General features: G+C 41.0%; 18 protein-coding genes and 3 tRNA genes. 8 read left to right on the top strand and 13 right to left on the bottom strand.

Features of this window, described 5'->3' with window-relative positions:
• Window positions 1–6: 6 nt before the first annotated feature.
• From rpoD to ung, 4 genes are all read left to right on the top strand, one after another.
• Window positions 7–1848, top strand: a complete 1842-nt coding sequence (gene rpoD / locus IM45_RS03390; protein ID WP_038499317.1) for an RNA polymerase sigma factor RpoD — start codon at window positions 7–9, stop codon at window positions 1846–1848.
• Between the two features lie 76 nt (window positions 1849–1924).
• Window positions 1925–2000: transfer RNA gene (locus tag IM45_RS03385), tRNA-Ile, on the top strand.
• Window positions 2001–2141: 141 nt separating this feature from the next.
• Entirely contained in the window at window positions 2142–3800 is a 1659-nt protein-coding gene (nadB, locus tag IM45_RS03380; RefSeq protein ID WP_038499314.1) for an L-aspartate oxidase, read from the top strand.
• 67 nt (window positions 3801–3867) lie between these two features.
• Window positions 3868–4569, top strand: coding sequence for a uracil-DNA glycosylase (gene ung, locus IM45_RS03375; RefSeq protein ID WP_420021798.1), 702 nt, complete (start codon window positions 3868–3870; stop codon window positions 4567–4569).
• 29 nt (window positions 4570–4598) lie between these two features.
• On the opposite strand, the gene grpE is transcribed toward ung, so the two are convergent.
• Window positions 4599–5198, bottom strand: a complete 600-nt coding sequence (grpE, locus tag IM45_RS03370; RefSeq protein ID WP_038499311.1) for a nucleotide exchange factor GrpE — start codon at window positions 5196–5198, stop codon at window positions 4599–4601.
• Window positions 5199–5281: 83 nt separating this feature from the next.
• On the opposite strand from grpE, the gene nadK reads away from it, so the two are divergent.
• The 3 genes from nadK (at window position 5282) to IM45_RS03355 (ending at window position 8322) form a co-directional block, all read left to right on the top strand.
• Complete coding sequence (gene nadK, locus IM45_RS03365; RefSeq protein ID WP_051984620.1) at window positions 5282–6229, top strand: NAD(+) kinase; 948 nt, start codon at window positions 5282–5284, stop codon at window positions 6227–6229.
• Between the two features lie 197 nt (window positions 6230–6426).
• Window positions 6427–6508: transfer RNA gene (locus IM45_RS03360), tRNA-Leu, on the top strand.
• An 86-nt stretch (window positions 6509–6594) separates the two neighbouring features.
• Window positions 6595–8322, top strand: a complete 1728-nt coding sequence (locus IM45_RS03355; protein WP_038499308.1) for a proline--tRNA ligase — start codon at window positions 6595–6597, stop codon at window positions 8320–8322.
• Window positions 8323–8350: 28 nt separating this feature from the next.
• On the opposite strand, the gene IM45_RS03350 is transcribed toward IM45_RS03355, so the two are convergent.
• Window positions 8351–8427 (bottom strand) — tRNA-Pro (locus tag IM45_RS03350).
• Window positions 8428–8547: 120 nt separating this feature from the next.
• Between IM45_RS03350 and ppa the strand changes: the two genes are divergently transcribed.
• On the top strand, window positions 8548–9102 hold the full coding sequence (gene ppa / locus IM45_RS03345) for an inorganic diphosphatase (protein WP_038499306.1): 555 nt from the start codon (window positions 8548–8550) through the stop codon (window positions 9100–9102).
• Window positions 9103–9158: 56 nt separating this feature from the next.
• On the opposite strand, the gene IM45_RS03340 is transcribed toward ppa, so the two are convergent.
• From IM45_RS03340 to yajC, 11 genes are all read right to left on the bottom strand, one after another.
• Complete coding sequence (locus tag IM45_RS03340; RefSeq protein WP_260086104.1) at window positions 9159–12197, bottom strand: translocation/assembly module TamB domain-containing protein; 3039 nt, start codon at window positions 12195–12197, stop codon at window positions 9159–9161.
• Window positions 12198–12262: 65 nt separating this feature from the next.
• Window positions 12263–13930 carry an autotransporter assembly complex protein TamA gene (gene tamA / locus IM45_RS03335; protein ID WP_038499673.1) on the bottom strand — a complete coding sequence of 556 codons (1668 nt, stop codon included), beginning with the start codon at window positions 13928–13930 and terminating at the stop codon, window positions 12263–12265.
• Between the two features lie 116 nt (window positions 13931–14046).
• The gene (gene pgpA / locus IM45_RS03330) at window positions 14047–14574 is read right to left on the bottom strand and encodes a phosphatidylglycerophosphatase A (RefSeq protein ID WP_038499300.1); all 528 of its coding nucleotides are present in this window, start codon (window positions 14572–14574) and stop codon (window positions 14047–14049) included.
• Window positions 14571–15557 carry a thiamine-phosphate kinase gene (thiL, locus tag IM45_RS03325; RefSeq protein ID WP_038499297.1) on the bottom strand — a complete coding sequence of 329 codons (987 nt, stop codon included), beginning with the start codon at window positions 15555–15557 and terminating at the stop codon, window positions 14571–14573. Before thiL ends, pgpA begins: the two co-directional genes overlap by 4 nt.
• Window positions 15558–15633: 76 nt before the next feature.
• Window positions 15634–16053 carry a transcription antitermination factor NusB gene (gene nusB, locus IM45_RS03320; RefSeq protein ID WP_038499294.1) on the bottom strand — a complete coding sequence of 140 codons (420 nt, stop codon included), beginning with the start codon at window positions 16051–16053 and terminating at the stop codon, window positions 15634–15636.
• Between the two features lie 20 nt (window positions 16054–16073).
• Complete coding sequence (gene ribH, locus IM45_RS03315; protein ID WP_038499291.1) at window positions 16074–16547, bottom strand: 6,7-dimethyl-8-ribityllumazine synthase; 474 nt, start codon at window positions 16545–16547, stop codon at window positions 16074–16076.
• A gap of 74 nt (window positions 16548–16621) precedes the next feature.
• Window positions 16622–17749: a bifunctional diaminohydroxyphosphoribosylaminopyrimidine deaminase/5-amino-6-(5-phosphoribosylamino)uracil reductase RibD gene (gene ribD, locus IM45_RS03310; RefSeq protein WP_038499288.1), complete on the bottom strand. Its 1128-nt coding sequence runs from the start codon at window positions 17747–17749 to the stop codon at window positions 16622–16624.
• A 50-nt stretch (window positions 17750–17799) separates the two neighbouring features.
• The gene (nrdR, locus tag IM45_RS03305; protein WP_038499284.1) at window positions 17800–18216 is read right to left on the bottom strand and encodes a transcriptional regulator NrdR; all 417 of its coding nucleotides are present in this window, start codon (window positions 18214–18216) and stop codon (window positions 17800–17802) included.
• A gap of 109 nt (window positions 18217–18325) precedes the next feature.
• Window positions 18326–19273, bottom strand: a complete 948-nt coding sequence (gene secF / locus IM45_RS03300; protein ID WP_038499281.1) for a protein translocase subunit SecF — start codon at window positions 19271–19273, stop codon at window positions 18326–18328.
• A gap of 9 nt (window positions 19274–19282) precedes the next feature.
• Window positions 19283–21130, bottom strand: a complete 1848-nt coding sequence (gene secD / locus IM45_RS03295; protein WP_038499278.1) for a protein translocase subunit SecD — start codon at window positions 21128–21130, stop codon at window positions 19283–19285.
• A 48-nt stretch (window positions 21131–21178) separates the two neighbouring features.
• Complete coding sequence (yajC, locus tag IM45_RS03290; RefSeq protein ID WP_038499275.1) at window positions 21179–21511, bottom strand: preprotein translocase subunit YajC; 333 nt, start codon at window positions 21509–21511, stop codon at window positions 21179–21181.

Below are 21511 nucleotides of genomic sequence, written 5' to 3'. Positions count from 1 at the left end.
CTTGTTATGGAACAAAACCAGCATTCACAGCTAAAGTTACTTGTCACACGTGGTAAAGAGCAAGGCTATTTGACTTTTGCTGAGGTCAACGACCACTTACCGGAAGATATTGTTGACTCTGATCAGATAGAAGATATCATCCAGATGATTAATGATATGGGCATCCAAGTCATGGAAGAAGCACCAGACGCTGATGACCTTCTTTTAGCTGAAACGACCTCCGATACTGATGAAGATGCTGTAGAAGCAGCCGCCCAGGTACTATCTAGCGTAGAGTCAGAAATCGGGCGTACTACTGATCCTGTTCGCATGTATATGCGCGAAATGGGCACTGTAGAGCTACTGACCCGCGAAGGTGAAATTGATATTGCGAAACGTATAGAAGATGGTATTAATCAGGTGCAATCTTCTGTTGCTGAGTATCCTGAAGCTATCACGTATCTACTTAAACAGTATGATCGCGTCAAATCTGGTGAAGTTCGTTTAGCAGATCTCATAACAGACTTTGTCGATGCTCATGCGGAAGAAGTCGACATAGCGTCGACCTCTCGCCATATGAGTTCAGAACTACCTTCAGACATCAACGATGACGAAGAAGAAGAGGACGTTGATGACGATCATACTAACGAAGATAGTAGCATCGATACTGAACTTGCCCACCAGAAATTTATCGAATTACGCGAACAATATGAAATAACTCGTAATATTATTCAGACCAAAGGCCGCAGTCATACCAAAGCCATAGAAGAAATTATCAAGCTATCCGAGATCTTCAAGCAGTTTCATTTGGTGCCAAAACAGTTTGACTATCTCGTCAAGAACATGCGCGCTATGATGGATCGAGTGCGTACTCAAGAACGTTTGATCATGAAGCTATGTGTCGAAATCAGCAAAATGCCGAAGAAAAACTTTGTCAAGCTATTTGCTGGTAATGAAACTAGTGAAACCTGGTTCAAAACAGCACTTACTATGAACAAGCCATGGTCTGAAAAACTGCATAAAGTAGATGAAGACGTACGTGAGAGCTTGCAAAAACTACGCCAAATAGAAGAAGAAACTGACCTAAGCATCGAACAGGTAAAAGAAATTAACCGCCGCATGTCAATTGGTGAAGCGAAAGCTCGTCGCGCCAAGAAAGAAATGGTAGAAGCTAACTTACGGTTGGTTATTTCTATCGCCAAGAAATATACTAACCGCGGTCTGCAATTTCTTGATTTGATCCAGGAAGGCAACATTGGTCTGATGAAGGCGGTAGATAAATTTGAATATCGCCGTGGCTATAAGTTCTCTACTTATGCTACCTGGTGGATCCGCCAGGCTATTACTCGTTCTATTGCTGATCAGGCACGTACTATACGCATTCCAGTACATATGATTGAGACTATTAATAAGCTAAATAGGATTTCCCGGCAGATGCTACAGGAAATGGGACGAGAACCGACACCAGAAGAGCTAGCAGAACGTATGTTGATGCCAGAAGATAAAATTCGTAAGGTACTGAAAATAGCTAAAGAACCTTTATCTATGGAAACACCGATTGGGGATGATGAAGATTCACATTTAGGTGATTTTATCGAGGATACGACCTTAGAGCTTCCTTTAGAATCAGCTACTTCTGAAAGCCTACGTTCTGCTACCCATGACGTACTGGCTGGTCTGACCGCTCGTGAAGCTAAAGTACTACGTATGCGTTTCGGGATAGATATGAATACAGATCATACATTAGAAGAAGTAGGTAAACAATTTGACGTAACTCGTGAACGTATCCGGCAAATTGAAGCTAAGGCATTGCGGAAATTACGCCATCCAAGCCGCTCTGAGGTTCTGCGTAGCTTTTTGGATGATTAAATAGGAAGAAATCATCAATCTAGCAAAAAAACTATGGACCAGTTTAGCGGTACTATTTATAATTTACTATTAGTTTGGCCCCTTAGCTCAGTGGTTAGAGCAGGCGACTCATAATCGTTTGATCGCTGGTTCAAGTCCAGCAGGGGCCACCATACCAAATGCTAATTTACTTTTTTTATCTCCCCGATTTTAGGTCATTTGATAAGTTAAATAGAAGGTTAAAAAATATTTATACTGCGGAGATTGGGTGTTAACATCAGTATTAGTATATTAGCAAATGTAACTCTTTCGTTATGCAACCATTAACTGAATATGTCACTGACGTACTAATCATCGGTAGTGGTGCGGCAGGTTTATCGCTCGCGCTTCGTCTAGCTGAACACTGCAAAGTTATCATCCTTAGCAAAGATTTATTGAATGAGAGCTCCACTTGGTATGCACAGGGTGGTATAGCTGCTGTCTTTGAGGATATGGATAGTATCAATTCTCATGTAGAAGATACGTTACAAGCCGGTGCCGGACTCTGTAATCGCGATGTGGTAGAATTTATCGCTAGTAATGCTCGCCATTGCGTGGAGTGGCTGGTCCAGCAAGGTGTACTATTCGATGTAGAGGCAGAGAATGCGACCTTACCGGTGCCGCTTAACACACGTTATCATCTTACCCGAGAAGGAGGCCATAGTTATCGTCGCGTATTACATGCTGCTGATGCTACTGGTAAAGCAATAGAAACAATTCTTATTCACAAGGCGGCACTGCATCCTAATATTCATATAATAGAACACTGTCACGCCGTAGATCTCGTTACCTCGAATACAATAGGTCTGTGCGGCCCCAGTAGGGTGGTTGGCACCTATATCTGGAATAGATCCCAGGAAAAAGTGGAACGGTGCTATGCTTGTGCCGCCGTCGTACTAGCAACAGGCGGAGCCTCCAAAGTTTATCAATATACCACTAACCCAGATATCTCATCTGGTGACGGTATTGCAATGGCCTGGCGTGCTGGGTGCCGAGTTGCAAATCTTGAATTTAATCAGTTCCACCCCACCTCATTATTCCATCCGCAAGCTCGTAATTTTCTGTTAACAGAAGCGCTACGTGGCGAAGGCGCCTACCTATATCGACCGGATGGCAGCCGCTTTATGCCTGATTTTGACTTACGAGCTGAACTAGCACCTAGGGATATCGTGGCGCGCGCTATCGATCACGAAATGAGACGTTTAGGGGCAAAATGTATGTATTTAGATATCAGCTATAGGCCTGAGAAGTTTATTCGCCATCATTTTCCTACGATCTATGATAAGTTACGTACGCTAGATATCGATTTAACTCGCCAACCGATTCCTATAGTTCCAGCAGCACACTATACCTGCGGTGGTGTTATGGTCGATAAACATGGACGTACCGATCTAGACGGGCTTTACGCTATCGGCGAAGTAAGTTATACCGGCCTACACGGTGCTAATAGACTGGCATCCAACTCTTTGCTTGAGTGCCTAGTCTATGGCTGGACTGCGTCTGTAGATATTTTGCACCGCTTACCAACTTTCGTAAAACAAGAACATCAGTTACCTTCTTGGAATCATAGCTCTATTAGTAACTCTGGTTATGGTGATGAGATAGTCTTACAGCAGCATTGGCAAGAACTGCGGCTATTGATGTGGGATCATGTTGGTATTGTGCGCACAACAAAACGATTAGAGAGTGCACTATATCGTATCAACTTTCTTACTAAAGAAATGAATGAGTATTACTCTAATTTTAGGATATCTCACGCTGCACTAGAAGTACGTAACCTACTTCAAGTAGCGGGACTGATTGTTAAAAGTGCCCTCTTACGCAAAGAGAGCCGCGGGTTACATTATACGCTGGATTATCCTACTATGCAGCCCAACCCGCAACCAACTATTCTACAACCAGGAAGGAAGGCTTATTACTATGGATCAGGATAAAAGTAAAAGATCAACATACTAGTGAATAATAGAATAGAAACTTAATCAGATGATTAATGGACAAAATATGAATTGGCTGCATATGATTTCGGAGGAAAAAAAACAGCTTTATTTTAAGAACATATTAGCTTTTATAGCTAGCGAACGGGCAGCAGGCGTTACTATTTATCCAGCGCAGAACGATATATTTAAAGCTTTTTGCCTGACGGAACTTAATACTATTAAGGTTCTTATCCTCGGTCAAGATCCCTATCATGGGCCTAAGCAAGCCCATGGTTTATCATTTTCTGTACCGCCTGGTGTACCTATACCACCATCACTGATAAACATCTATAAAGAGCTAAAGAACGATATACCTGGCTTTATTATACCACCACATGGTTATTTACATAGTTGGGCAACACAGGGAATAATGCTACTCAATACAGTATTAACCGTAGAAGCAGGCAAAGCACATTCCCACGCCCACTTAGGTTGGGAAATTTTTACCAATAAAGTGATTACTTTAGTTAATAGCCTAGGTGAAGGCATTATCTTTCTTCTATGGGGTAATCATGCGCACACAAAAAGCAAAATAATAGACGTGAGACGCCACTACATTCTAAAAGCATCACACCCATCTCCGCTGTCCGCGCATCGCGGCTTTATTGGTTGCCATCATTTCTCAAAGGTTAATACTCTGCTAAAAGAACAAGGTAAAACTACCATAAACTGGGAGCCAAAACTACCCATAGGGTGGCATCACGTGAACCACATAAACAAAATATAGTAGTATAGTACCGAGTCAATGTTAAATAGTTAACTTTTTGCTTTAGATACTGTAACCATAGCCGGGCGAATAAGACGACCATTTAGAGTATAGCCTTTCTGCATAACGATTATGACATTATTAGGTTCATGCTCTTCAGATTCGAGTATGGTAATTGCCTGATGTACGTCTGGGTTAAATGGAATGTGTATTTCACTTATAACTTCGAGCCCAAATTTACGTACAGCATCTAGCAGAGATTTCAACGTGAGCTCAATGCCTTCAATGGTAGAAGTTAGATCGCTGTTAGATTTATCTGACATCTCCAATGCGCGCTCTAAATTATCAATCACCGGTAGTAATTCACTGACAAAACGTTCTAGAGAAAATTTATAGGCTTTTTCTACTTCTATCTGACTGCGGCGGCGCATGTTCTCTATTTCTGCTTTAGCACGTAGTAGGCAATCTCGTTCGCGCTGTTGCAACTGTGCTAGTTCTACTTCTAGTTCTTCAATACGCTCATCTCTAGGATCGACCACTTCTTCAACCATTTCAGGCGCGACTTCTACTTGTGCTTGTGCTTGTGCTTGATCTTTTTGGTGATCTTGTGAGACTTGCTCGTCAGGAGTGTTTATTTCTTGACTCATCATACGTTTTCTCCGCGCTTCAGCATTATTCTTACGAGTCCGGTTATTATGGGGATAAATAGTAAGGATTCAAGGGACGAAACATAATGAAACTGGCAAAAGACAAAACAAACGCAGATATCACCAAGAACATTACGGCAACTTTTAAAACTATTGGTATTGTCGGCCATCCCGGCTATCCAAATGCACTAGCTACCCATGAAATGCTATATTATTGGTTAATAAAAAAGGGTATAAAAGTTATCATAGAACATAAAATTGCTAGTGATTTGGAATTATACGATACTATAACCGGTAGTTTAGCAGATATAGGCCAGCAGGCAGACCTAGCGATTGTTATCGGTGGTGACGGTAATATGCTAGGTGCAGCGCGGATTTTATCCCGCTACTATATAAAAGTTATTGGCATCAACCGTGGTAATGTGGGTTTTCTCACTGATTTAGACCCAGACTCAGCGTTAACACAGTTATCCGATGTTTTAGCAGGTAATTATCACAGTGATAAACGCTTCTTACTAGAAGCGCGTATTTGTCGTAACAACATATGCGGACAACCTAGTACCGCTATTAATGAAGTTGTGCTACATTCTGGTAAGGTCGCACATATGATTGAATTTGATGTTTATATCGATGATCACTTCGCATTTTCACAACGTGCCGACGGACTGATTATATCTACTCCTACCGGATCTACTGCCTACTCTCTTTCTGCTGGAGGTCCTATCCTTACCCCTACTGTGGATACGATAGCACTTGTACCTATGTTTCCGCACACTCTTTCTTCCCGTCCGTTAGTTATCCATGGTAGCAGTACTATCAGACTTAAATTTGCTGAATGGAAGCCTGATGTAGAAATTAGCTGCGATAGTCAGATCACCTTTCCCATCCATGATGGAGATGAAATTGTAATCCGCCGTAGCAATTACTACCTATATTTGATCCATCCGAATGATTATAATTATTTTCATACTTTAAGCCGTAAACTAGGCTGGTCAAAAATTTTTTGCTCAAATAAGGCTATTAAGCCAATCTAAACTCAGTAATTAAATCAATAATATCAAGTAATAACATAAAAAACTTGGTTTGCAAATGAGGTTACGATAGAATATAAATTCATGGTATTTTTATCTCTACCCAATACCCGTAGCTGATTAGTACGGGTATTAATACTAGTAAATTAGTTTATGTAAATAGTAAGTTTATCTATCTTCACTTACGAAGATCTTTCAAGGCCGAAGTGGCGAAATTGGTAGACGCAGTTGATTCAAAATCAACCACCTTTAGGTGTACCGGTTCGAGTCCGGTCTTCGGCATTCTACTGCAAAAGGTTTCAGATATTATGCGCATCTACATCTCTATTTAATTAGGTCGGCTAAGACTAGACTAGAAGGAGATAAGCATGCGTACTAGCCAATATTTACTCTCTACTCTTAAGGAAATTCCCGTAGATGCAGAAGTGGTCAGCCACCAATTGATGCTACGCGCAGGAATGATTCGTCAATTGGCATCAGGTCTCTATACTTGGCTGCCTACTGGTCTACGCACACTACGTAAGGTAGAAAACATCGTGCGAGAAGAGATGAACAATGCTGGAGCTATCGAAGTATCCATGCCGATAGTACAGCCAGCAGATTTGTGGCAGAAGAGTGGACGCTGGGAACAATATGGTCAGGAACTCCTACGTTTTACCGATCGAAGCGCTCGTGCGTTTCTTCTAGGACCGACTCATGAAGAAGTTATTACTGATTTAATTCGTAATGAAGTTAGATCTTATAAACAACTCCCACTGAATTTATTCCAGATTCAGACAAAATTCCGTGACGAAGTTCGTCCACGTTTTGGCGTGATGCGTTCGCGTGAATTTGTAATGAAAGATGCTTACTCTTTTCATGCTAATCAAGAGTCGCTGCAAGTAACTTATGACGCAATGTATCGTGCCTACAGCGCAATTTTTACCCGTATGGGTCTGGATTTTTGCACGGTACAGGCGGATACCGGCTCGATAGGTGGTATCGTATCACATGAGTTCCAGGTACTAGTCGGTAATGGCGAAGACCATATGGTATTTTCTACTACTTCTGATTATGCTGCTAATATTGAAATTGCGGAAGCTGTGGTATCATCTACTAAATGTGATCAACCTAGTATGAAAATGCATTTAGTAGATACGTCTGGTATTTCCACTGTTGCTGAATTATTGAAACAATTTAGCTTACCGATAGAAAAAACTATTAAGATGATTATTGTTCGTGCTAAAAAAGATGCGGATCTACCGTTGGTAGCGCTGATGGTACGAGGCGATCATTATCTCAATGACGCTAAGGTAGAAAAACTACCTCAGGTGGCAACTCCTCTGGTTTTTGCGACTGAAGATGAGATCCGCTTAGCTATCGGCGCTAGTTCCAGTTCACTAGGACCGGTGAATTTGCCATTGCCATTGGTGATTGATCATAGTGTTGCGTTAATGAGCGATTTCGTTGCCGGCGCTAATATTGATGGCAAATACTTTTTCGGTATTAACTGGGAACGAGATCTATGTTTGCCAGAAGTGGCAGATCTTAGAAAAGTAATTCATGGTGATCTTAGTCCGGATGGTCAGGGAACTCTGCTAATACAAAGCGGGATTGAAGTAGGACATATATTCCAGCTAGGAAGCAAATATTCCGAAGCTATAAAAGCTACGGTGCAAGGCAAAGACGGCAATCATCAGATTGTCACGATGGGCTGCTATGGCATCGGTATTACTCGTGTCGTTGCCGCAGTTATAGAGCAGTACCATGATGAGCGCGGTATTTTATGGCCAGAAGCACTAGCACCTTTCAATGTGGCTATTTTGCCGATAAATATGCATCAATCTTTTCGGGTTAAAAACACCGCAGAACAACTTTATAATCTACTACGCACTAACCACATCGACGTACTATTAGACGATAGACAAGAACGTCCGGGCGTTATGTTTGCTGATATTGAACTGATTGGGGTGCCACATACGATCGTCATAGGCGATCGTAATCTAGATACTGAAGAGATAGAATACCAAAATCGCCGTAGCGGTGAAAAAAAGATCATGAAACTTAGTACTATCGTAGAGTTTCTAACTGCTGAGATAGCTACGGGCATGAGTTGAATATGTTGTGTATTATGTACCTATTCTGTGGTCGGTGAGAGAGGATTTGAACCTCCGTCCAATACGTCCCGAACGTATTACGCTACCAGGCTGCGCCACTCACCGTAATTTTAGTACACATATTACTACACTATGTTATAATAGATCAATTACTTTAGGGAAAACTGCTTTTTATTGTCACTTATTTAGGCTAACTACGGATAAATTATATTGAAGGAAAGTTACATGAGCTTAAATTTGGTACCTGCAGGACAAAATATACCAGATGATATTTACGTGGTGGTAGAAATTCCAGCAAATACGGCTGCTTCGATTAAATATGAAGTAAATAAAGAAATAGGAGTGTTATTTATTGATCGTTTTATGTCCACTGCGATGTTTTATCCTTGTAACTACGGTTACATAAACCATACCTTATCGCTAGACGGTGATCCAGTAGATGTGCTGGTACCAACACCTTATCCACTACAACCAGGTTCCGTAATCCGCTGCCGTCCAATTGGTATGCTAAAAATGACCGACGAATCTGGTGAAGATGCTAAGCTGATCGCAGTGCCGCACACTACGTTATCGAATGAATATGAAAATATAAAAGATATTGAAGACTTACCACAAAAACTGCGGGCGCAGATTATCCACTTCTTCGAGCACTACAAAGATCTAGAAGCTGGCAAATGGGTTAAAGTAGACGGCTGGGAAAACGCTCAAGATGCTAAAAGAGAGATTATGCTATCCTTCTCACGAGCAAAGCAAAACTTAGCTCATAACGAAGGAAGATAAATAGGTATCAAAAATAATAAAGTTTCAGTAATATACTTTACTACAACCATAAGTATTTAAAAATCAAATCTATAAAATAAGTTCAGTGCCTGGTTAAGACCAGATACTACTTCTAAATAAAGTTGAGGCATTAAGCGGTAATGTAAGATTAACGTTGCTAGTGAGTCAAAAATATCAAGATTATATTTAACCTGTAATCTAGGAGCAATATATCCGCTGAAAATTACTTTGGAACTATCTCCACTACCCTGGGTATCTAAAGCTAGATCAGTCACCCCAAATAAATCTCCAATTTTACCTAAAAATTGCTCGCTTTGTACCATTCCCATTCTAATTAACATTGCTACCATGATATTACGATCAGTACTCATTTCATCAATACCGTGGCCTTTTAATAAATAAGACAGCGCTTCTGGCTGGGATTTAATCGGATTAGAAAATACATCTAGTATCGGTTGGTAAACTGGACCAGTAACTTGTACGCCAGCTATTACATTATCCTTAGTATACTCTGGATCACGGATCGCTTGGATGTTGAGATAAGGCTGATCTATGGGTCCAGAGAAGAGCAGTTGGCCTTGAGTTATGATTAAGTCCTGACCATAAGCTTGGAAATAGCCGGATGGAATATCTATTTCCCCACTAATACCCAGTCTTTTTTGATCTTGAGTTACTTTTAGGTCACCTGAAAGATTAGCTTTCAAACCTAAGGCATTGATTTGTACGTCATTCCCAACATGGACTAATAGGTTAGTGATGATAGGAATAACAATACTTTGATCATGTGCTCGCATTGTCACTAATTTAAGTTGCTCATCTAATAGTACCTCATCAGATGAAATGCTCCCGGTACTTTCCGACATATCTTTCACTTTAATGCGCATCCAGGGAATGTCTATCTTACCGTTAAGGGTTAATAACGTCGGAGTAGCTTCAAAAACAATGTTAGGAGATATATCTAACTGTACTATCTGTACTATCGACGGCATAGTAATGCGCATTCTATTACCCGAGGCGGCAATACGCGCTTGCCAAACATCAACACAGTTCCAATTAGCGTGGCCGATGATATTAACTTGTCCATGTTTGGTACTAATCAATCCATGCAAATCTAATTTAGTACCTGAAAAATTCAGTGTTAACCGGCTTTCTGTCATAGAACAAGGTATTACTGTGTGTTTTATAATGAGTTGTTCTAATCTTAGCTGACCGTCAAGCTGTGGTAACTTAGTATTGCCGCTGATCAATAAGGCTGCATTTAGCATACCTTCTACGCTCTCTCCACGCCCGAAGAGGGGCTTCAGTAGCGCTAGAGAGATATCTTGAATATTAATATTACCGTTAATATTATGCTTTTTTTTAGTATGCACTACTTGTAATTGCCCGTTACACTGACCGTTACTAGCTATTTTTAGTAACCAATTAAAGTGTGCCTGATCTTTATCGAATCCTGCATTTAATATGAGCCTATCTAATAATACCTGCCAGGTTTTTCCCGGTACTGGTACTATCTGACTGATTTTGATATTCTGGCCGAAAAGTCCAACTTTGGCATGCGGTAGTTTACTGCCAGCTTCCCAACCAACCTCTGCGCTACCTGTAACAAAACCGCTAGCCTGCATATTAGATTGAAATTGAAATTTAGGCACCAATCGTTTTAGTATTTCTCCGATAGTGGTTGTGAAACTAGTTTGGCTAAGTACACCATGCCATAGCTGATGTGTGCTATCGAAATGACCTTGTATTTGTAACTGACCTGCTATCTTTGGTTTACCAAGCATGATCAATGTTAGCTGATGCTGCTTCTCATCTCCGGTAGCTGTAAAAATTAGCTGACGTAATAACCATTGCCTCTGCTGCAATTGAGCGATTTGCAAGTGCAGGTAACCACTAAGACTTTCTCCTGATAATATTATCCCTTGTAAAGTAATGTCCCTAATGTTTAAATCAGCCCAGCGTAACGAGCTAATGTGACAGTCTACTAGTACTTGCTGCGAGCTGATGCTTATATCACCTCTGAGTTTGAGACTCCCACGCGCGCTACCGCCGGAACTTAATCTAAGCTGATGATTAACTTCCGGCGGTAGCGCGAACTTATGAGCTCCTAACTGTATCATCTTAATATTAATAGCGAGTTTAGCTTTGACAGAGCCAGAAAGATCAATCATTGTATGTAGTTCATCACGTAAACTACCGCTGATGCTTAACTGAACTATTTCTTTTTTAATAGGATCGATATTCAGTATACTGTTTACTATCAAATGAACTGGTAATTTACTACAACGCCAATCTGCATTGCCGGATGCATTTAACAACCCCTGGGAGGATTCTATCTCTAGTAGTATTAGTTCTGCGTACTGATCGTGAGTTATTGCCTGCATGCGTAGCCGAGTAATCCATATATCATTTTTTCCCGTGATATGTAGATTATTACCATTAAGATCTTCAATAGTAATATTCAACGGCAGCGTTGGTAGTAATGACACGGATCTAAATGGTTTGGTAAACATATTTGGCAGAGTTTTTAACAGCGAAGATTGACTGAGGTTTTTGAGTTTGATTGCCATTGCAACCCACTGGTTTATTACTACTGGTGCTGCTTTAGGCAGTGCGACGAATAGACCTGAGATACGTGTTGACTTTACCAATAATTGATGTTCTCTGAATATCAGTCCAGTACTTAACTCATGAAGTTTAATATTAGTATGATTGACCTTAACCTGCATATTATGTAGTGTCAGGCGGCGTATAATAAGTGGATAAGGTGTCGAGAGAATTATTCTAGTTGTACTATTTGGCTCATAGTTACTCAAGCAAGCTTGTGTAGTATGTGAGCTTAGTGGTTTAATTTTGACCTGGACCGAGACATCACGTAGATAGACAGTATGAATACATAGCTTACGGTGCACCAAACTGCTAAAGTCTAGCGCAAGGTTAAATTCACTTGCTTTAATTATAACACCTGGTATTTGGTATCGGACTTGTTTAAGAATAATATTACTCCAATCACCGTGAACAGAAGAAATTTCTAGCCCTGGTACCCAGCTAACGACACTGTTTAGTACTAGATGTAAACCAGTAGTTGTACTAAGCAAAAAAGCTAGCGTACTTAGTAACAAGAGTAACAGTAAAATTCCTAAATGGTTTTTCTTCAATAGGTTCACAGTTCTGGCCCGAATCCGATGTATAACTGCAATCCATGCTCACACTTATCTGCTACCGGTGTAGCAAGATCTAATTCGAACAAACCAACTGGCGATTGCCAACGCATACCAATACCGGCACCAGTTCTAATATTACTCTGTGTGATGTCATTTACTGCTTCACCGCTATCGATAAAGACTGCACCCCACCATTTGCCTATCATATGGTACTGATACTCTAGTGATACTCTTGCTAATTTTAAAGCGCCAGTGAGCTTACCGTAGTTATTCCGTGGCGATAAGGATTGATATTTATAACCCCGTATACTATGGTCTCCGCCGGCAAAAAAAAGCAGTGTAGGAGGAATGTTTTCAAAATTATTAGTCTCAATCCAGCCTAAATGACTACGCATTACAAAGCGATACTTTTCCGCTAGCGTACGGATCCAAACATTTTGTGCTTGTAATAGCAGAAAATTTACATTTGAACCCCAGGTAGTAGTAGATACCGATAACGAATAGCGCTGGCTATCACCCCAGGTTGACATGATTCCACCGCGTTGTCGGGTGCGGTTCATGCTGATACTTGGATAAATCAGCATAGTAGTATTATTTATTTTTGCTTCTGTGAAATGATTCATGCTCCAGCGTAGATGTATTGCCCGTTGCCAGCTGTTAGATATATCCCAGTAACGTATTACATTTAGGGTGGTTAACTCAGATTTATTATAATTGATATGAGCTAGCTTAAATCTCCCTTGTAGTAGATAGTATTGCTCCAGATAATGATGAAACAAAGGAATTTTATATGTTATCTCAATCACTTGCTCTGGTACTGGCAAGTTGATACTTGTTTTCATACTATGACCGCGCGAGTTCAGCCAAGGTTTATGCCAGAGTGTTTTTAACCGTAGTCCTAAGTCATTTGAATATCCTAGACCTATTTCTAGCTTATTACGGAGACATTGCGTTACCATAGTGTCTAGCAGCAAAGTGTTATCCTGAAAGTCAGGTGATATAATTACTGATTTAAATAAGTTGCTCGCGACCAAGCTGTTATAGAAGATTGCCAGCGCTTCTAGGCTATAAGAAGCACCTAAATTAATTAAATCGATATTCTGTAAGTAATCTTCGCTGATTTGCGTGCCATGAAAACGCACTTTTCCAAATCGGTAACGCTTACCGCTATCAAAATCAATATCCCAGTAAGCCTGGTAGCGTATAGGTGAGATACTTAACTGACTTTTGTAGAATGCAGCGTTAAAGTAACCCTTACGTAGTGCTAGGCTAGAGAAGCCACTTTTGAAATTATCGTACTGACGGTGATTTAGAATCGAGCCTAATGCCGGCTTACTAAGTTTGACCCACTGCTGGTAATCAATATCCAGGCATGCATCGCCACGCAAAACAACGTTCACTCCTGTTATCGTAATAGGTTTACCAATATCTACATTGGTAATAAGAACATCACACCCGCTATTTAACGCAGGTCGTAATTCAAAATCTATGGTAGGAGAGTAATAACCAAGAGCACGCAGCTCTTCGCGCACCACGTCATTAAGCCAACTGCTATAAACATGAACATCATCTGCGTCAAGTGTGGATAAACGGGTACGTACGTTGCTCTGTAAGTCTTCGCTGAGTCCTTTAAACTCTAAGCAAGTCGTACCATAAGTAGGTGACATATAAAATAAAACATAGAGTAGTAATAATTTACAGTGATGTCGTACTTTCACGCTTATATTATTGCCTGGCAAAGTTTATCTATCCCATCCACAAACAAACGTTCTTACTAAGTGTTTTATAAGTCTTTTGTTAATGTTTCGCTCAAAAAACAGCCTGACGTATGGAGTAGAATTAATATTCCTGCTGCTATCATGCTAGCTACAACATCGTCGATAATTATACCTATGCCTCCCTGCACTTTACGGTCAAGCCAACTAATTGGCCAAGGTTTCCAAATATCTAAAAAACGAAACAACAAAAAACCAGTTATAACCCAGCGCCAATCATTCCTCGGCAAAGCTATTAACGTTAGCCACATACCGATAAATTCATCCCATACAATACAACTATGGTCATGCACCCCTATATCACATGCAGTATGATGACAAACATAGATGCCCAGGAAAATACTCAAGATTACGACTAGTAAATCTAGTGGCCAAGGTAAGAAGGATAGCAATAGAAACCATAATAAAATAGCTACAAGCGATCCCACTGTACCAGGCATCCAATAAAACATGCCACTACCGAAACCAGTAGCAAGTAAGTGCAAGGGGTTAGATAGTTCAATGGGCTTTTTGGCGTGCTGACTCTTGAGAGTCATAAGAGTTTATCTAATTTGAAGTGGTCATAACCGTACCAGTTGTACTGTACGGGATGGTTATGAACCATAAATTTAATCCCTTCACCGCTAGGTTTAATTTGACCGATACAGGTGAATTGAGTACCAATGTAATTCATAGCTACATCTAGTGCTGCGCAGTTGATCTGTGGCACAGTAAAACAAAGTTCATAATCTTCCCCACCACTCAGCGCCCAGCGCAAAGCCTGGTCCGGCGTTGTATGCCGCTTCAGCGCCGATGAACAGGGAATATTTTCTAAATTGATATGTACACCACAGTCGCTCTCGATCAAGATACGACGCAAATCATTAATCATACCATCAGAGAGGTCGATAGCGGCACTAGCTATATCGCGCAGAACTTGCCCCTCTAGTATGCGTGGTTGAGGACGAAGATGGCGGCCTAGCAGATACTGTCGATCTTTTTCATTATTTACTGGTAGTTTATTTTGTAAAATAGCTAGTCCAGCGGCACTATCTCCTAACGTACCGGTGACATAAACAAAGTCGCTAATACAGGCACCGGAGCGAGTTAACGCTTGACCTACCGGAATAAGCCCATGAACTGTTAGTGTGATACTTAGTGGCCCTTTCGTTGTATCGCCACCAATTAGCTGCATATTGTAATGATTCAGCTGCTGGAATAAGCTATGGCTATAAGCAGCTATCCAAGCTTCATCTACTGATGGTAGCGTCAAAGATAGCGATAACCAGGAGGGATCGGCACCCATTGCTGCTAAATCACTTAGGTTCACCGCTAGCGACTTATAACCTAGATCAATCGGATCTATTTCAGGCAGAAAATGCGTACCAGCAACTAATGTATCGGTACTAATCGCAATTAGTTTTGTACCGACCACAGATAATAGCGCACAGTCATCACCTATTCCAACTAAAACATCTTGGCGTGTATTACGCATCTGGTTGAAATAACGGTTAATTAACTCAAACTCACCACATGCCATACTATGTCTCAATTAACTTTGACTATTACATGAAATCACTGGCTAAACGAGCTACGGATAGGGGCTGACAGGAATGTTATTTCCGGTTAGGACGAACCTGAGGTGCTGTTTTCTCCAGAACACCATTGATAAACTTATAACTATCTTCGGCACCAAAAGTTTTAGCTAGCTCTATTGCTTCATTAATTGCTACTCGATATGGTACGTCCTGACACTTGCTTAGTTCATATAGCGCAATACGTAACACAGCACGCTCTACGTGTCCAAGTTTCTCTAGTGGACGGGATAGATATGGCGCCATTAATTGATCTAGTGCATGAGCAGCGATTGCTGTACCAGAATATAGCTTGTGAAAATAAGCTAGATCAATACCTGTTATATCCTGTTCAGCTAGTAACTGTACTTCTATATCTGCGATATTGTTATGAGATAACTGCCATGAGTAAAGCGCTTGGACAGCGCATTCACGGGCACGGCGACGAGCCGTTAGTTTCACACAATTCTCCTTGACTAGATTTACAAAGCTTTGATTGCTTGTAATACGTTAATCATTTCTAGCGTAGCTAGTGCTGCTTCTGCGCCCTTATTACCACCCTTAACGCCAGCGCGATCGATGGCTTGCTCGAGGCTTTCAGTAGTAAGTACCCCGAACGTTACAGGATGTGCACTATTAATAGCTACGGCTGATAGACCTGAACTACATTCGCTAGCAACAAATTCAAAATGTGCGGTCCCTCCACGTATAATAGTACCCAACGCAATTATAGCGTCGTATTTCTGGCTTTTGGCTAACATGCTAACAGTAAGTGGTAGCTCATAGGCGCCCGGTACCCATACGACGGTGATATTTTCATCTTTGATTTGACCAATACGAATGAGGACATCGATTGCACCATCAAGCAAGCTATCATTGACGAAGTTGTTAAAGCGTGCAATAGCGATAGCAACGTGCGCATTAGGTGCTGCAACAATACCTTTAATAACTTTCATAAGTCTCCTAACCTAATATTAACATATTAACACGTAGATGGAGATTTTCACATCATGCTTTTGAAGCGAATTCATTATACTGCACGGATCGGTTTCAAACGTAGGCGTATATCAGGACCAACTTGACGCATATCTAGCAGGTCAAAAGTAAGCGCATCACTGAGACGTTCCAGTCCAGGTAGTAAGCATAGCGGCCGTGTAGCGGTACCTAGTAGTTTCGGTGAAAGATAAAGAATTAGCTCATCTACTAGACCTGCCGAAAAGAGAGATCCTGAGAGACTTGCTCCAGCTTCTACCCATACACTATTAATATGCCGGCTTCCTAGTTGCATCATCAGCGCCATGATATCAATACGTACTAGACCCTGCTGATTAAATGATGGTAATTCCAGTTGCTCGACCCATGTTGGCCATCTATTATTGTCCTTTTTTCGACGTGCCAGCCAGGTTATCCCCTGACCGTGTATCACACGGTGGATAGGATTTACTTTATTAGCACTATCGATAATCACTCTTACTGGTTGGCGTAGGTACTTCTCTTCGCATAAGCACTGAACGTCAGCAGGAAGAGATAACCAGCGTACATTAAGTGCAGGATTATCTGCCAACACGGTAGCTGAGGTAGAAAGAATAGCGTCGCTTTCGGCGCGGAACCGCTGTACATCCTGACGCGCTTGATCAGAAGTAATCCAATTGCTCTCCCCTGATGCCATTGCTGTACGGCCATCCAAAGACGCCGCTAATTTTACTCTTATCCAAGGAAAACCGGTACGCATACGTTTAATAAAACCTTGATTAATCATCTCTGCCTCTAGCAGCATGAGACTATGGCGGACTTCTATGCCTGCCTCTTGTAGACGGTACAGGCCGCGGCCATTAACTTGCGGATTCGGATCGAGCATAGCAGCTACCACCCGTACTACGCCAGCTGCTATTAGTGCTTCGGTACATGGTGGGGTTCGTCCATAGTGGCTGCAAGGTTCTAGTGTTATGTAAGCAGTAGCACCGCGCGCCGCCGTACCAGCCATACGTAGTGCATGTACTTCTGCATGAGGTTCACCAGCGCGTACATGGTAACCTTTACCAACTATGCAACGATCGCGGATGATCACACAACCCACATTGGGATTAGGCGCGGTTGTAAACCGTCCGCGACGGGCTAACTTAAATGCCAATGCCAGGTAAAATTCATCACATATCATTCAATAAGCCTTGAAATTGAATCTTATCATCTAGCTATTTTTTTGCAAAATTAGCTAATATCTTCGAAATGGCGATAGACAGAAGCAAAGCGTATATAGGCTACCTTATCTAGTTTTTTTAAAGCGTCCATGACTAAATTACTTATCATTTTACTAGGCACTGCGCACTCACCGGTAGCGCATAAATTAAATTTAATGTTATTTATAGCCATATCGATATCATCGGATTTGACAGGACGTTTCTCTAAAGCTTTGAGAAAACTGCGCCGTAGCTTATTTTCGTTGAATGGTTCACGCATTTCATTACTTTTTATAACTCGAGGTAAGACAAACTCTGCTACTTCAAAGGTGGTAAAACGTTCATTACAGATAACACACTGTCGGCGGCGGCGAACTTGTGTTCCTTCTCCTACGAGACGGGAGTCGATAACTTTAGTATCGACCGCGAAACAAAATAAGCAATGCATGGATTGCGCTTCCTGGCTAGCTGATGAATTTAGATCAAACAAGTGTAGCGCGAACGTAGCCTATGAGAAAGCAAGCAGCACTTATTGTAATAGCTACAATATATCTTGATTATTCAACTGCCTCTTTCTCTAATTTATGTGGCAGGATATGTTCGTGTTTGATACCAAGTTTAAGCGCTAACGCAGAAGCAACATAAATGGAGGAAATAGTGCCGATAAATACGCCAATTAACAGCGTCATCGAAAAACTACGTAGCATAGAGCCGCCAAAAATTAAAAGTATTAGTACCACCATCATAGTAATAGCTGACGTAATAATGGTCCTACTTAGTGTTTGGGTCAGCGAAATATTAAAAATATCGTAAGCATTGTAGCAGCACATTCGACGGAAATTATCACGAATTCGGTCGGAAACTACTATACTATCGTTGAGTGAATAACCAATAACTGAAATCAGTGAAGCGATAATAGTTAATTCAATCTCAATATGGAATAATGATAGCAATCCTAGGGTAATAATAACGTCATGGATTAACGCGATCACAGTACCAGTAGCCAGTCGCCACTCAAAGCGGAAACTCACGTAGATAAAAATACAAAGGAAAGCGAGTAGTAGTGCTAGGCTGCCTGCTTGTAAGAGATCGTTGCTAACATTAGGTCCAATAAACTCTATTCGTTTCACCGTAGCGTTCTGGCTATTCACCTTATTCACAATCTTAAGGACTCTATCACCTAGCTTTTGCTGAATCTCATCTGGCGGCATACGTATTATCACGTCTCGGCTACTACCTAAATTCTGCACTAAAATATCTTTGAATCCTGCTTGCTCTATCGCTTCGCGCATTTGTTCTAGATTTATTGCTTGCTTTAAGTGTAGTTCAATAACCGTACCACCAGTGAAATCTAGTCCCCAATTAAAGCCGTAGACAACCATAATAGCAATAGAAGTGATAAAAGATATAACTGATAGACTAAATGCTATAGAGGACCAGCGCATAAAGTTGTATACTTTACAACCATGATTTAATTCTTTAATACTTTTTATTTGCCGATTCATAGGCTGATCCTAAATAGAAAGTTTCTTTATAAACTTTCCACCGTATAGCAGGTTAATGATAGCACGAGTGCCTAAGATTGCGGTAAACATTGATGTGGCTATTCCAATAGCGGTTGTTATAGCGAAGCCTTTGATAGAACCAGTACCAAACTCATAGAGAATAATAGCGGTAATGAGATTTGTCATATTAGCATCAACTATACTAGAAAACGTACCATGATACCCTTGATAGATAGCCTGTTGTACGGTACGACCGTTGCGTAGCTCTTCTTTTATACGCTCGTAAATAAGTACGTTAGCATCCACCGCAACCGCTAGCGTGAGCACAATACCAGCGATACCCGGCATTGTCAGAGTAGCATCTGGTAACAACGACATAATCCCAATAATCAGAACTAGATTAGCAATTAGTGCTGTTGTGGCAATTAGACCAAATTTTCTATACCATATCACCATAAATAGTATAGAAGCTATTAGTCCCCATAGGCAAGCTACTAAACCCTGGGTGATGTTCTGCATACCTAGAGTAGGCCCGATAGTACACTCCTCGACAATCTTGATCGGTGCAATCAATGCTCCCGCACGTAGTAACAGTGAAAGATGACGTGCTTCTTTTATATTATTGATACCGGTGATACTAAAAAGATTACTAATATGTGACTGGATAGTAGCAACGTTGATCACTTCTTCCTGCTTAACTAATATAGGGTTGTTTTTAGTGTCTTTTTTACCGCTGTTTTTATATTCAACAAATAATGTAGCTATCAAATTACCTATATTATTCTTGGTAAATTGGGACATTAGAGTCCCACCTAGATTATCGAGAGAAATATTAACCTGTGGCTGGTTATACTTATCGACGCTAACGGTAGCATTCGTAATATGGTTGCCAGTAAGAATGACCTGTTTATATAGTACTACTGGTTGACCCTTTTGGGTGAATTTCACTTCAGAATTGTCTAGAATGCTACTATGCGCTTGGGTAGTTTGATGTACTGTATTATTGACGAGGCGAAACTCCAGCATCGCGGTAGCGCTTATAATTTCCTTAGCACGAGCGGTATCTTGAAGACCGGGCAGTTCAACTACAATCCGGCTAGAGCCCTGACGCTGCACTAGTGGTTCAGATACTCCTAATTGGTTTACACGGTTACGTAGAATCATGATGTTCTGTTGCACCGCATATTCATGGGCTTCATGCAGATAATTATCTAATAAATGCGCACTAATACCATAGCTTCCACTACGGTTGATCTCCATGTCACGGTGGCTTGAAATAAGCCAGGAAAGCGCTTGATCTCGAATAGAAGCGTCGCTGAAGCTAATATAGCTTCCATAGTCATCATTTTTATGTACTGATGTATAAGTAATGTTTTTATCGCGCAGCTCTTGAAGCAAAATGTTCATGGTTTGCTCCTGTAGCTTACTTAATACGGTATTCATATCGATTTCCATGAGAAAATGTACGCCGCCACGTAAATCAAGGCCTAATTTCATCGGCTTCGCCCCTATCATCGCTAACCATGATGGTGTTGCTGGTGCTAAGTGAAGCGCAACAACATAATTATCGCCGAGTACGTTTAATAAAACATCATGGGCGCGCAACTGTATATCCTGACTTGAAAAGCGGGCCAAGATGGCACCATTAATTAAAGAAATAGATTTGCTCGTAATATTATTTTGGGTCAAATATTTTTGTATATAGAGCAGTGTTGATTCACTCATCGTAGCACCACGAGTGCCTGTGATTTGTATAGCTAGATCTTCGCCATAAATGTTTGGAAGTGCATAAAGTAGTCCGAAGATAAAAGTCAAGACGAGCATAATATACTTCCATAAAGGATAGCGGTTTAACACAATAGTGGTCCTCTTGATACCCCCTCCTGACTTAGGGTAAATGTAAATTTATAGTGCTTTCATCGTATTTTTAGGTAACACTGCCGCTACAAAATCACTCTTGATCAAAACTTCATTGGTCTCATTCAGTGCAACGTAAATATAACCAGTTTGAGTTACCTTCACTACTCTACCGATCAAACCGCCGGTAGTTAGCACTTCATCTCCTTTGGAGATCGAATTGATTAATGCTTTATGTACTTTGGTGCGTTTTTGCTGCGGCCGCAAGATCATGAAGTAAAAAATTAGACCAAAAAATATTAGCATAATTATAAGAGAGTAAGAACTTCCTTGAGATGACAGGCTAGTACTAGCAATGGCATCAGAAATAAAAAAAAGCAT

The sequence above is a fragment of the Candidatus Palibaumannia cicadellinicola genome (assembly GCF_000754265.1).
Classification (GTDB): Bacteria; Pseudomonadota; Gammaproteobacteria; order Enterobacterales; family Enterobacteriaceae; genus Baumannia; species Baumannia cicadellinicola_B.
Note: the sequence above shows the minus strand (reverse complement) of the source record. Positions and strands in the feature narration are given on the sequence as shown.